Here is a 13,482-nt window from a genome sequence, read left to right as displayed (position 1 = left end):
GGGTGGTCAATTTCAACTGGAATTGCATGGTCACTTTGAACTGGAATTAGGTGCTCACTTTAAACTGGAATGGGGTGGTCAATATAGCTGGAATTTGCAGCTAGCCCGGATGGAAGCGGCATCCTTTTTTATGCTTTTTTCAAGCATAAAAAAGATACAGCGTACAGCCGGATAAAGCTCCTGAACATTTTAAAGTGTTTTATGTAAATATATAGCTGAATCTTCTTATTTTTGCATTTCAAAATTAAGAAGATAAATTCTACAGGTATGAAGACAATCCAATTTAGAGAAGCTATTTGTGAGGCGATGAGCGAAGAAATGCGTCGCGATGAAACTATATATTTAATGGGTGAGGAAGTGGCCGAATACAACGGTGCTTACAAAGCTTCCAAAGGAATGTTGGACGAGTTTGGCGAAAAGCGTGTCATTGACACCCCTATTGCAGAGCTTGGGTTTGCAGGTATCGCAGTAGGTTCGGCGATGAACGGTTGCCGACCAATTGTAGAATTTATGACGTTCAATTTTGCACTTGTTGGAATTGACCAAATTATTAACAATGCAGCGAAAATGCGTCAGATGTCGGCAGGACAATTTCCGATGCCAATGGTTTTTAGAGGGCCAACGGCTTCTGCAGGACAATTGGGTGCGACACACTCTCAGGCTTTTGAAAACTGGTTTGCCAATACACCGGGACTTAAAGTTGTGGTGCCATCTACAGTTTATGATGCCAAAGGACTTTTAAAAGCAGCCATCAGAGACAACGATCCCGTGATTTTTATGGAATCAGAACAAATGTATGGCGACAAAGGCGAAGTTCCTGAAGAAGATTATATCATTCCACTTGGTGTTGCTGATGTGAAAAGAGAAGGAACAGATGTAACGATTGTTTCTTTTGGAAAAATTATCAAAGAAGCTCATATCGCAGCTGAGGCACTGGAGAAAGAAGGAATTTCATGTGAAATTATCGATTTGAGAACCGTTCGACCAATGGATTATGATGCGATTATCAAGTCGGTTAAGAAAACCAACCGATTGGTTGTTTTAGAAGAAGCTTGGCCGTTTGCTAGTGTGGCTTCAGAAATTACGTATATGGTTCAAGAACGTGCTTTTGATTTTCTTGATGCACCAATTCAACGAATCACAACGGCAGATACGCCAGCACCTTATGCTCCAACCTTACTCAAAGAATGGTTGCCTAACTCCGAAGATGTGATTAAAGCAGTAAAGAAGGTAACTTATAAAAAATAAAATAAACAGTTAGTATCTGATGTAAGTTTACTTCAAAACGTAATTTTTTCTTACTAACTTATTGCTATATTTGAAACTTCAACAAGGGCAACTTTGTTGGAGTTTTTTTTTGAAATTTGATTTAGCCACAATTTTTTTTTGAAGGCATAATTTATGAAATAGTAGTTAACAACACTTTTGCGCAAGCAATTGAATAACCGTCGAATACCAATATTGTGATATAAACACCAATAAATAAAAGCGATACCATATATGACCGCTAAAAAATCACTTTTACACCTATGAAATATACTATTTTTTTTCTTTTTTTTTTATCGGTAGTTTCTTTTTCCTTCGCACAGACTAAAGTGAGTGGCGTAGTTTTAGACGAAAACCAAAAACCAGTACCGTATGCCAATGTGGCTTTTTTAGGTACTTCCGAAGGAATGATTACCAACGAAGAAGGTCGTTTTTATTTAGAATCTACGCAAAACCGAAAAATTCTTTCGGTCTCCTTTATTGGATTTACAACTCAGGAAATTCAGTTGGACAAAGCGGTGAGCTACAATATGAAAATCATATTGGTTTCGGGAGAAGAATTAACCGAAGTGAAAATTTATACCGGTAAAACTGCGAAAAAAAATAATCCAGCCGTTGATATTCTTAGAAAAATATGGGAACGAAAACGAAACAATGGTTTGCGTCAGTTCAAGCAGTACGAGTTTGAGAAATACGAAAAAGTTGAATTTGACATGAATACCATCGACAGTGCATTTATGAAAAGCCGTATGTTCAAAGGAATGGAATTTATTTTCAACTCCGTTGATACCTCGAGTGTTACAGGAAAAACCTATTTGCCCATTTTTATCAACGAAGCACTTTCAAACGTCTATGGCGATAACGTGAGAGGTAAGGTCAAAGAAATTCTGAAAGCCAATAAAAACTCGGGTTTCAATACCAATCAGCAGATTATAGCTTTCATAAAAGATTTGTATGCCGAATACGACATCTACGACAATTACCTAAAATTTTTCGACAAAGCATTTACGAGTCCACTTTCTAAAACTGGAATTGATGTTTATAATTACAGGTTGGTGGATAGTGCATTTATTGATAAAAAATGGTGCTACAATATTGTTTACTATCCTCGACGTAAAAATGAACTCACTTTTAAAGGCGACTTTTGGGTCAACGACTCGACTTGGGCCATTAAAAATATAAATCTTCAAGCCTCCAAAAGCGCCAACATCAATTGGGTAAAAGAAATTTACATCGAGCAAGATTTCGAAGTTCTAAACGATTCGGTTTTTCTTCTAACACGGGATTACATGATGACGGATTTTGCTTTAAATAAAAAAGAAAAATCACGTGGTATTTATGGAAAACGAACTACAATGTTTCGTAATCATGCATTTGACAAAGAAAAACCAGTTGATTTTTATAAGGCAGAAGTAAATGAGTTCGATGATACGGTTTATCTTCGTGAAGATGATTTTTGGGAAGAAAACCGCTTCGAAAATTTGAATAAAGATGAAAAGGGGATTTATAAAATGCTGGACACGTTGCAAACCAACAAGAAGTTCCGGCAAATTACCGATTTGGTTACCATTTTGGGAAGTGGTTATATTCAAAAAGGAAATTTTGATATCGGCCCGGTATTATCCACCTTTGGTTATAATGAAGTCGAAGGAATCCGACTTAGAGTAGGTGGACGAACCTATTTTGGACCCAATGATTTTTGGCGACTCCAAGGCTATACGGCTTATGGTTTTAAAGATGATAAATTCAAATACGGCATTTCGGGAAAATGGCTGTTGAACAAGAAAAACCGATTGATAATTTCGGCTGGAAACAGACGGGATGTGGAACAAATTGGCGCCAGCCTAACTACTACCAACGATGTTTTGGGCAGAAGTTTTGCGTCTTCAGCGCTTTTTACCGCAGGAAATAACGGCAAGTTGACCAATATAAACTTATCTTCTTTGGCTGTAGAAATGGAACCTGTGCGAAATTTGACGTTTCAAACCGGGTTTTCGTACCGAACATTAGAATCGGCTTCGGAAACCTTTAGCCTCGACTATTATACCGATGCCAGTTTTACAACCACCAAAGGCGAAGTAAAACAATCCGAAATTAATTTCCAAATTGAATACACGCCAGGCCGCAAAACTTTCGGGTATGGAGTAGAACGAAATGTGGTAGACAACCCTTTTCCACGCTTTTTTATCAATTATAGTCAAGGTTTAAAAGGCGTTTTGAACAGTGATTTTGATTATGAAAAAATCCAGTTGTACTACAAACAACCGATTAATATGGGTGGAATTGGACGTTTGGATTACATTATGGAATTGGGGAAAACATACGGTACAGTACCGCTTGGATTGATGAGTATTGTTCCCGGAAATCAAACTTATTTTGTTATTGAAAATACGTTTAACTTGCTGGATTTTTACGAATTTCAAGCAGATACGTATGCAACTTTTCAGTTGCAACACAATTTTGGAGGTAGAATTTTATCTAGAATTCCGTTGATGCGAAAATTGAATTGGAGGGAAACAGTAGGTGTTAAAGGTGTTTACGGAACTATAACCAATCAAAACAGAGCCATCAATGCTTCCGGTTTAATTTACAGTGCTCCCGAAGATTTTTATTGGGAATACAATGCCGGAATAGGAAATATCTTTAAAGTACTTCGTATCGAATTTGCTTGGCGCGGCAATTACATCACGCCAACTACCACCAATTTTGGAGTTAAAGCAGCGTTAGGATTTCAATTTTAATTGCAAAAACAGCAGTGCAACTTATAAATTAATGAAGAGATAACACGTACTGTGTATTGAAAAGTAGGAATGTTTGCTTACTTTTGCAGTCGTAAAAATTGAAAATAATACAAATGACAGCTGATAAAAAACACTCTTTCGATGTGCTCATCGAAATACCACGAGGAAGTAGAAATAAATACGAATATGATTTTGATTTGAAAAGAATGCGTTTCGACAGAATGTTGTTTTCTTCGATGATGTATCCCGCCGATTATGGATTCATTCCTGAAACTTTGGCTTTGGACGGCGATCCATTGGATGTTTTGGTTTTAATCAATGAACCAACATTTCCTGGTTGCGTGATTGAAGTGAAACCTATTGGTGTTTTTCACATGGCAGACGACAAAGGACCTGATGAAAAAATTATTTGTGTACCCGTTTCCGATCCTATTTGGAGCAACTTAAATGATTTGAGTGACATGAACCCGCATTTAGTAAAGGAAATCGAACATTTTTTTCAAGTCTACAAAGATTTAGAAAACAAAAAAGTAGACGTGGAAGGTTGGGGCGACGTGAACGAAGCGCGAGTCATTATCTCGAAATGTGTAGCCCGTTTTGAAGCTATCGAAGATAAACCTGAAGGGTTGTTTGGAATAAAGTAATCTTATTTTAAAAAAAATTTTAAAGCACCTGTGACTTGATTGTTACAGGTGTTTTTTTATTTAAAAAAAAGAAACTGAATTAATTCAGAAAGTGGTTCTTTTTCTTCAGTTTTAAATAAACCAACATTTACAGTTGATGTATGTGGTTGATTTGTTATTAAATTTTTATCAAAAAAGCAGTATGTAAATAAAAAAATTGCTTTTTTATTAATTTCCGTTTCGCTATATTTACATAATATTAACTAAAAAACCAAATGCAATTTATGGAATCAATGATGATTTATGTTCCGATAGTTATGGCAATTATTGGATTGATTTTTATGTGGATGAAACGATCTTGGGTATTAAAACAAGATCCCGGAGACGGAAAAATGAAAGAAATTTCAGATTATATCTATGAAGGTGCTTTAGCATTTTTAAAAGCAGAGTACAGGTTGCTAGCAATATTTGTTGTCTTAGCAAGTATGGTCCTCGCCGGAATTTCATTCATAGTTCCAACAACACATATTTTAATTGTAGTAGCATTTGTTTTCGGAGCTTTCTTCTCGGCTTTAGCGGGAAATATGGGTATGAAAATCGCTACAAAAACCAATGTTAGAACCACACAAGCTGCCCGAACCAGTTTGCCACAAGCCTTGAAAGTTTCTTTTGGCGGCGGAACCGTAATGGGATTGGGAGTTGCTGGTCTTGCCGTTCTTGGTCTAACCGGTTTTTTTATCATATTATTTCAGTTTTTTATGAAAGGTGTTTGGACAAACACAGGTGATATGACCATCGTTCTCGAAACACTTGCCGGTTTTTCTCTTGGAGCAGAATCCATTGCTTTATTCGCAAGAGTGGGTGGTGGTATTTACACCAAAGCGGCCGACGTTGGGGCCGATTTAGTTGGTAAAGTAGAAGCGGGAATTCCCGAAGACGATCCAAGAAATCCAGCAACAATTGCTGATAACGTGGGTGATAACGTGGGCGACGTTGCCGGTATGGGTGCCGATTTATTTGGGTCTTATGTAGCAACAGTTCTTGCCGCAATGGTTCTAGGAAACTACGTAATTAAAGATATGGGCGGAAGCATTCAAGATGCTTTTGGCGGAATTGGTCCTATTTTATTGCCAATGGCCATTGCAGGTTTCGGAATTTTATTTTCGATTATCGGAACAATGTTAGTGAAAATTTCAAGTGATTCGGCAAAAGAAGCTCAGGTGCAAAAAGCATTAAATATTGGAAACTGGGTTTCAATTGCTTTAACTGCGATTGCCTGTTTTTTCTTAATTGATATGATGTTACCTGAAACGATGAAAATGTCCTTTTTTGGAGAAGGATTGCAAGAAATTTCGTCAATGAGGGTTTTCTACGCTTCCTTAATCGGATTATTTGTAGGTGGAGCCATTTCATCCGTAACCGAATATTATACAGGATTAGGCACAAAACCTGTTTTGGCAATTGTACAAAAATCGTCCACAGGTGCGGGAACCAACGTTATTGCTGGTTTGGCAACAGGTATGATTTCAACCTTTCCAACGGTGATTTTATTCGCTGCTGCAATTTGGTCCACATACGCTTTAGCAGGATTTTACGGGGTAGCTCTGGCGGCTTCGGCAATGATGGCAACTACGGCTATGCAACTAGCGATTGATGCTTTTGGGCCAATTGCTGATAATGCGGGTGGAATTGCCGAAATGAGTGAGCTTCCTAAAGAGGTTCGTACTCGCACCGATATTTTAGATTCTGTTGGAAATACTACGGCTGCAACCGGGAAAGGTTTTGCAATTGCTTCGGCTGCATTAACTTCGCTGGCCCTTTTTGCTGCTTATGTTACTTTTACAGGAATTGACGGAATCAATATATTCAAAGCACCAGTCTTGGCCATGCTATTTGTGGGTGGAATGATTCCGGTAGTTTTCTCGGCATTAGCAATGAATTCTGTTGGAAAAGCAGCTATGGACATGGTGTACGAAGTGCGACGTCAGTTCAAAGAAATTCCGGGTATAATGGAAGGAACGGGTAAGCCAGAATACGGTAAATGTGTAGAAATTTCTACGAAAGCCGCTTTGCGTGAAATGATGCTGCCTGGAATTTTAACGATTGGTTTTCCAATAGCTATTGTGCTTTTAGGAATTTTGGTTTACCCAGATAATAATCAATTGGTTGCTGAAATGTTAGGGGGTTATATGGCCGGAGTTACTGTTTCAGGTGTGCTTTGGGCAGTTTTCCAGAACAATGCTGGTGGCGCTTGGGACAATGCAAAGAAATCTTTTGAAGCAGGAGTTATGATTAATGGCGAAATGACCTTCAAAGGTTCGGATGCTCACAAAGCAGCGGTAACGGGTGATACGGTTGGTGATCCATTTAAAGATACTTCAGGGCCATCGATGAATATTTTAATTAAATTGACTTGTTTAATTGGTTTGGTAATTGCTCCAATCTTAGGCGGTCACAATGTGGTAAGTCAAACTGTGGAAACAAAAGTTTTGGAAAAAATTGAAAATCAATTCGAAGTAACTTCTACCAATACTATATCAGTAGAAAAAACCAATGTTGACGGAGTATTTTCGGCTAAAGTTTCAAAAACTATTGATGGAAAAGAAGAGAATGCCGAATTTACCGGAACAGAAGCGGAAGTGGATGCTCAAATAAAAGCGTTTAGTACAAAAAGTTAAGGTTTTCTAGAGAATTGTTTTATAAAATGTAATGCCCCCAAATAATGTTTGTTATTTTGGGGGCATTTTTATTTTATAAAAAGTCGAATGTATGTGATAACTTACAATAAAAGAAAATTAGTTGTAGCTAATTGCAATTTTTACTCCAATAAAAAGTTGCTTGTAATGCTACTTGCAGTCTAAAACTGCGGTTGTTTGGGAAACACTTTTCTCTTTTTATTTTACAAAATTAATTGGTTATAATCTTTATACTGAAATTAGATAACATTAAAAGCTCAAACTATAACGCTTTTATGACCCCTATTAAATTATTTTTGTAGTCCCTTGCAAATCTATTTTTGATGTTTTACCTACGCTCCATATTGATGCTGCTTTTATGTAGTTTCACATTAAGTTCTTATAGTCAGTTGTCTGATTTTACACTTAATGTAAGTTCTACTGCCGAGACGTGTACCAGTAACGGTATGCTGGAAATGAATGTATCTAACACTACCCCTGGATCTGAAATCCGATACAAGTTGTATTTAGCTCCTGATTTTGTGAGTCATATTGCAGAGACAATGGCTCCTTCTTTCGTAACGTTACAAGCGGGTGTGTATAGAGTTCGTGCTACGCAAACCCTTGGATTTCAATTTAATATTGAAGAAGTAGATGTTGAAATTGAAGATCTCGTAGAAAAATTAGATTTTGAACTTTCTGATTCCGCCGCACTTGATTGTAATGAAACTGCGACCTTGACTGTAACTGTTTTGGCAGGAAATCCTACTTTTTATGAAATCATTTCGGGACCTGTAACACGACCCTTACAAGCCTCCAATCAATTTACTAATCTCAGCTCAGGCACTTATACCGTTCGTGTTTTTGACGATTGTAATGATGCATTAACGAAAGCCTACACGTTTGCCATTGGAAATAATAATTTCAGCATTGGAGCACCTTCCTTTCCCGAGGTAGCTTCTTCGTGTTCTTCAACTACTATTGTTAACAAAATTTCTTCTAATACAGCCGCTCCAATATTATACCCATTAACGGTCAATTATACTGTTTTTGCACCGGATGGTTCTGTGGCACAAAGTATTGCACAAATCATTACCACGGGCGATCCAATTAGTTTTGAGCTTTCTCAAAATATTCCTTTATTTGGGAATCAACTATTTTTAGTAAATATTGAAGTGTCTGATAATTGTTCAAATGTGTTCGCGGGGCAGTTTGAAATAAATCCCAACCCAAATTAAATAATGCTGGAGGAAACTGCTGAATGTGGCGAATTGTTTTTTTCAATAGCAGTCAGTAACTTTTCGCCTCCCTTCTCGTTGAATATTACGGGACCATCAGGATTTAATCCAGCGTTGTTTAATATCAATTATCCAGGGCCATTTCTAACCTCCCCTGTGTTATTTGGAAGCGAAGATAACACGGTACCTTTTGGGGATTATACGGCTGCAGTTCAAGATGCCTGCGGAAGAATCAAACAACTCGAATTTTCATTTATAAAAAAGCCCTTACAACCTAGTGTTGTTGCCTCAAATAATGGTTGTGGTTCAGCATTTGGAACGGTTCGTATTACAATTCCCGATGATCGTTTCATTGTAGCCATTAATTTAACGGAGGCTCCGATGGCCTACACTAATCCGCTTCCTCAAAATATGATGTCATTTGTGAATGCTAATGGCGTTTTTATTCATCCTAGTTTACCTGTGGGTGAGTACACTTTTTTTATAACCGACAGTTGTGGCGATTCCTATACTGTTGCAGTAATAGTTCCTGCATTTGTATTGGGTCAATTAGTAGCCACCACACGACCCGATTGTAATCCGACTACCGGAGCGGTGCGGCTTTCTACTTCCAATGGAATTATTGTAACCATGAAGATTATTGCCGCGCCTCAAAATACTGGTTTTGTGCTTCCGTACGATGTTAGTGCGAATATGAACAGCAATGGTGTATTTTTTATGGGCGATTTACCTGCTGGAATGTATACATTTGAAGCAACAGATAATTGCGGATTTAATCTTCAGATTTCGGTCGAAATATTTGGGTACACGCGAACTTCAGATGGTTTTGAAATCAATCGGAAATGCGGATCGTTTGACATTACAATGGGGGATACCGATGCATCCATTACAGGAAAACGGTTTTGGTTGCAAAAATATTATCCGGAAACTAGTACATGGGGACATCCATATACAGGTGTATCTTATCTAGAAGGAACAATTCCCAATACTACTACGGCATCAGAATTGATCAATAATGCCACGGTTTTAAATATTTTTTTAATCGGTGATTTTCGCGTCATAAAAGTGTTTGATTCTTATGACAATGGAAACCAAAATGCCCAGTGTTCGGATTTGTATGTTGAATTTAGTATTGCTCCTGAACTCGCCATTCTTGGTGCTTTTAACTTGAGTTGTGACGACGGAATTGGGCCAAATAATGTGGTAATTGACGTAGAAGGTGTTGCTCCATTTAATTTTACCATGACGGAACCTGTAGTTTTGGATAATGGAACGAATAATACTTTTGTGAATTTAACAAATGGAAGTTATAATTTTAAGGTTACCGACGATTGCGGAAATATCAAAAACGTTCCTGTCGAAATAGGTACCTTACTTCCTTTGGTTCGGGCAATTGCTGCTCAAAGTATGTTGGTTTGTCGAACGGATGGCGTGCCATTTGGTATTTTTCCTTTAGTTAATCAAACACCGCAAATTTTAGGAAATCAAAGTCCAAATACCTACAATGTTACATATCATTTTACACAGTTTGATGCTAATAACGGACTAAATCTGCTTCCAGATGGTTATACCAATATTTCTAATCCACAAACAATTTATGCACGGGTAGAACATAAGACTCTACCATTGTGTTACGCAACCACATCATTTCCGATTTTTACAGGGGTAACACCACAATTGTCACCGGCTTTGCCCATCTTTCTTTGCGAAGGATTCTCTAAAACTTTAACGGCTGAGGCCGGATTTGCTAAGTACTTATGGTCAACGGGCGAAACAACCCAATCCATTACGATTCAAACTGCCGGAACATATTCGGTAACAGTTAGCAATGTGTATCAAGATTTGACTTGTGATACTACAAAAGATTTTGTAGTTACAAGTTCGAGCGAAGCTCTAATCCAAACTATTGATATATCCGACTGGTCCCAAGAGAATAAGGTGGTTATTTCGGTAAATGGTTCTGGAGCGTATTTGTATTCACTAGATAATTTGAATTTTCAATCTTCCAATACCTTCTACAATTTGCCTGCAGGTGAATATACCGTGTATGTCAAAGATGATAATGGTTGCGGTACAGCAGATCAAGATTTTGTTTTATTGAATTACCCTAAATTTTTTACACCCAACGGCGACGGTTATAACGATACTTGGCACGTGCAATTTTCCAAATACGAGCCCAATTTAAGTGTAGATATTTTTGACTGTTACGGCAAATTAGTTAAGCGTTTAAATAGTGGTGATGCAGGTTGGGACGGAACTTTAAATGGATTTGAACTGCCCTCTACGGATTACTGGTTTGTAATCACACGACAGGATGGTAGAGTTTACAAAGGACATTTTAGTCTTAAACGATAAATTTTTAAGTATAAATTTTTAAAAACAGCATTAAGTAAACACAAATATGCCCCAAGAAAATGATATTTTTTGGGGCATTTTCTATTGAAAACGTTTTTTTTTAAAACAAACCATTGATTTCGGCATCGATACGGTTGATAATCATCCCCAGGTCTTCGGGATTATCTACAAAATTAATTGTGTCCACGTCTATGATTAAGAGTTTTCCTTTGTCGTACGTGTGTACCCATGCTTCATAACGTTCGTTCAATCGACTTAAATAATCAATCGAAATCGAATTTTCGTATTCCCGGCCGCGTTTGTGAATTTGCCCTACTAAGTTGGGTATCGAACTTCTTAAATAAATCAATAAATCGGGCGCTCCCACAAGGCCTTCCATCAATTCAAATAAGGAGCAATAATTGTTAAAATCACGATTGGTCATCAGTCCCATCGCGTGTAAATTAGGGGCAAAAATGTGTGCATCTTCATAAATCGTTCGGTCTTGGATGATTTTCTTACCGCTTTCGCGAATTTGCAACACTTGACGAAAACGACTGTTCAAGAAATAAATTTGCAAATTGAAACTCCAACGTTCCATTTGGTGGTAAAAATCATCTAAGTATGGATTGTCTACCACATCTTCAAAATGGGGTTCCCATTTAAAATGTTTGGCCAATAAACGGGTTAAGGTTGTTTTTCCTGCACCAATATTTCCTGCTACTGCTATATGCATTACGGTATTTTGATTTTAAAATTGCTAATTTCTCGTTTGGTAAAAATAGATAAAATTTGGTTTTTGTACGACAAACTTTCAAAGGTTTTATTACCATACTCTAGAATAGAAATTTTCTTGGTGTTTTTGCCAAAAGCAAATATTTTTTCGTCTTTTTTATAAATAATACATTCATTGTCGGTAAATAATATTGTGTCGAAATCTAAATCATAATCCAACTTCTCCACATTACCAAAAATTGAACATTGGAACCATCTATTCTTGTCGTCGAGCCATTCAAAATAATTAAAATCGGTATTGTAAAACTTAATGTTTTCTGAAAATGGTGTTCCCACTGCTTTCAAATTACCATTGGTGCTATTGTACAAATACAGCTGTCGTGAAATATCGTCAAAAACCCATAGCTGGTTTTGAGAAGCCATCCCAATTTTACTTACTACCAAAGGCGTTTTCAGTTGCGAAAAATCGATTTTTAAAGTTTCATTTAATTGATTGTCGAGTGTGATTGCGGTGTTGAAACGTTCATAAAAAAGAGTTACTTTCAGCGGATTTTGCAAGTCTACTTTGGTTATTTGGCCCAAAGGCAAATTTTTATACGCTAATAATACGTCGTTTTTTGTTTTAAAAAGTACGTTGTTTTTGATAAAATAGTAAAAGCCGAACTTATCTGCCCCAACAAAACGGTCGGCAGAAAAGCCAAATTTATTAACCAATTCCATTTGGGTAGTTTGACCCGAAAGGTTTAACTGTACTAATAAAAATAGAGTAATATAAATAGCTCTCATTGTCTTATTCATTTGGAAATATGCCATCACCCGTTGCTGCAATTTATAACTTGTTACTCTAAAATCAACTGAAATAGAAATAAAAATCGGTCTTAACGATAAATTGTGATTGAAGAGCTCTCCCATTTTTTCAAGTTCGAAAGTAGCTCATAGGAGTTTTCTCCGTCAATTATACGAATCATAGCAGTATTTGGCGCATAATTTCCTTCATTTGTAGCCTCAAGTTTTAATAAAATAGGCGAAGTTGTCAGTGGAATTTCGATGATTTTCTTCTTGTTCATTACCGTGTAATTTTTCAGTACAACTTTTGCATTTTGGTACAAATTTATCGCATCGCCGTCTTCTTTTTTATTGTCCCAAACTTCAATTATAATTGTTTTACTTGTGGCAAAAATGGAAAGATTTTGATTCTTCAACAACCGATTAACTTGTAAACTATCAGCCATGTTCAGTAGATCGAACTTTTTCTTTGTTGTGGTATCTAGCTTTTTTGACGACTGGATTTTAGTACTTAGTTTGCTGATGGTTTTTTCTATTTTTTTCTGATTTACAAGTAGAAGTGTTCCGTTAATGCATTTTTTTCCATCTTTATATTTGCTACTAAAGTTGCCCTTAATTTCTTTCAAATTTGCAGATAACTTTAGCTTCCCTTCAAAAAACACATAGCAAAAATCCTTCTGACTAATCTGTGATTTTGTGTATAATATCTGTGATTCTTGAAATGCTAACATATTAGTAGTGGCATTGTATGTGCCAGAAATCAGACTTTTCGTTTCGTGAAGGCCTCCAATATCTGTTTTTGAAAATCCTTGTAATGTTCCGTTTTTTACATCAAATGAAATCATATATGTGATTAAGGTTTTGTCGTCTCCATTCAATTTTAAGACGCCAGAAAACTCATATTTCTGCTGAGAAAAACAAAAAATTGAAAAAAATGTAAAAAAGTTAATAAAGAATATTTTCATAATTATTTTTAATGCATATCCGTTTTTAATCATACTCCTGTAATACTTGCTATCACTAGTCTATCGAAGATTTTCTCACCAAAATATCTGCGATTTAGCTTATAAACAAACTCGTTCAG

At 36.7% G+C, this 13,482-nt stretch carries 9 protein-coding genes; 6 read left to right on the top strand and 3 right to left on the bottom strand.

Features of this window, described 5'->3' with window-relative positions:
- Positions 1-267 precede the first annotated feature (267 nt).
- The 6 genes from ACIQ2X_RS07580 to ACIQ2X_RS07555 all read left to right on the top strand — a co-directional run bounded on the left by ACIQ2X_RS07580 (position 268) and on the right by ACIQ2X_RS07555 (position 10,898).
- Complete coding sequence (locus tag ACIQ2X_RS07580; RefSeq protein WP_396178325.1) at positions 268-1,248, top strand: pyruvate dehydrogenase complex E1 component subunit beta; 981 nt, start codon at positions 268-270, stop codon at positions 1,246-1,248.
- A gap of 281 nt (positions 1,249-1,529) precedes the next feature.
- The gene (locus ACIQ2X_RS07575) at positions 1,530-4,007 is read left to right on the top strand and encodes a DUF5686 family protein (RefSeq protein ID WP_396178324.1); all 2,478 of its coding nucleotides are present in this window, start codon (positions 1,530-1,532) and stop codon (positions 4,005-4,007) included.
- Between the two features lie 113 nt (positions 4,008-4,120).
- Positions 4,121-4,651 carry an inorganic diphosphatase gene (locus ACIQ2X_RS07570; protein WP_396178323.1) on the top strand — a complete coding sequence of 177 codons (531 nt, stop codon included), beginning with the start codon at positions 4,121-4,123 and terminating at the stop codon, positions 4,649-4,651.
- Between the two features lie 263 nt (positions 4,652-4,914).
- The gene (locus ACIQ2X_RS07565; RefSeq protein WP_396178322.1) at positions 4,915-7,308 is read left to right on the top strand and encodes a sodium-translocating pyrophosphatase; all 2,394 of its coding nucleotides are present in this window, start codon (positions 4,915-4,917) and stop codon (positions 7,306-7,308) included.
- Positions 7,309-7,649: 341 nt separating this feature from the next.
- Positions 7,650-8,543, top strand: a complete 894-nt coding sequence (locus tag ACIQ2X_RS07560) for a hypothetical protein (RefSeq protein ID WP_396178321.1) — start codon at positions 7,650-7,652, stop codon at positions 8,541-8,543.
- A 3-nt stretch (positions 8,544-8,546) separates the two neighbouring features.
- Positions 8,547-10,898 (top strand): T9SS type B sorting domain-containing protein, encoded by a 2,352-nt coding sequence (locus ACIQ2X_RS07555; RefSeq protein ID WP_396178320.1) that lies wholly within the window; start codon positions 8,547-8,549, stop codon positions 10,896-10,898.
- Positions 10,899-10,998: 100 nt separating this feature from the next.
- Here the strand turns inward: ACIQ2X_RS07555 and ACIQ2X_RS07550 are convergent, their stop codons facing one another.
- From ACIQ2X_RS07550 to ACIQ2X_RS07540, 3 genes are read right to left on the bottom strand one after another with little or no spacing between them, the layout of a single operon-like run.
- Positions 10,999-11,613: a deoxynucleoside kinase gene (locus ACIQ2X_RS07550; protein ID WP_396178319.1), complete on the bottom strand. Its 615-nt coding sequence runs from the start codon at positions 11,611-11,613 to the stop codon at positions 10,999-11,001.
- Entirely contained in the window at positions 11,613-12,524 is a 912-nt protein-coding gene (locus ACIQ2X_RS07545) for a hypothetical protein (RefSeq protein WP_396178318.1), read from the bottom strand. The genes ACIQ2X_RS07550 and ACIQ2X_RS07545 overlap by 1 nt, the downstream gene beginning before the upstream one ends.
- Positions 12,491-13,276 (bottom strand): hypothetical protein, encoded by a 786-nt coding sequence (locus ACIQ2X_RS07540; RefSeq protein ID WP_396178317.1) that lies wholly within the window; start codon positions 13,274-13,276, stop codon positions 12,491-12,493. The genes ACIQ2X_RS07545 and ACIQ2X_RS07540 overlap by 34 nt, the downstream gene beginning before the upstream one ends.
- Positions 13,277-13,482: the final 206 nt, after the last annotated feature.

It is taken from the genome of Flavobacterium sp. (genome assembly GCF_044368625.1).
In the GTDB taxonomy this organism is placed as follows: Bacteria; Bacteroidota; Bacteroidia; order Flavobacteriales; family Flavobacteriaceae; genus Flavobacterium.
The sequence above is the reverse complement of the archived record's forward strand: the minus strand, read 5'-3'. Positions and strand labels throughout refer to the sequence as shown.

What these genes read in the sequence shown, in the direction of transcription:
- ACIQ2X_RS07575 (WP_396178324.1), top strand. Translation starts at nt 1,530, where the DNA reads ATGAAATATACTATTTTTTTTCTTTTTTTTTTATCGGTAGTTTCTTTT.
- ACIQ2X_RS07580 (WP_396178325.1), top strand. Translation starts at nt 268, where the DNA reads ATGAAGACAATCCAATTTAGAGAAGCTATTTGTGAGGCGATGAGCGAA.
- ACIQ2X_RS07555 (WP_396178320.1), top strand. Translation starts at nt 8,547, where the DNA reads ATGCTGGAGGAAACTGCTGAATGTGGCGAATTGTTTTTTTCAATAGCA.
- ACIQ2X_RS07560 (WP_396178321.1), top strand. Translation starts at nt 7,650, where the DNA reads ATGTTTTACCTACGCTCCATATTGATGCTGCTTTTATGTAGTTTCACA.
- ACIQ2X_RS07565 (WP_396178322.1), top strand. Translation starts at nt 4,915, where the DNA reads ATGGAATCAATGATGATTTATGTTCCGATAGTTATGGCAATTATTGGA.
- ACIQ2X_RS07550 (WP_396178319.1), bottom strand. Translation starts at nt 11,613, where the DNA reads ATGCATATAGCAGTAGCAGGAAATATTGGTGCAGGAAAAACAACCTTA.
- ACIQ2X_RS07545 (WP_396178318.1), bottom strand. Translation starts at nt 12,524, where the DNA reads ATGGGAGAGCTCTTCAATCACAATTTATCGTTAAGACCGATTTTTATT.
- ACIQ2X_RS07570 (WP_396178323.1), top strand. Translation starts at nt 4,121, where the DNA reads ATGACAGCTGATAAAAAACACTCTTTCGATGTGCTCATCGAAATACCA.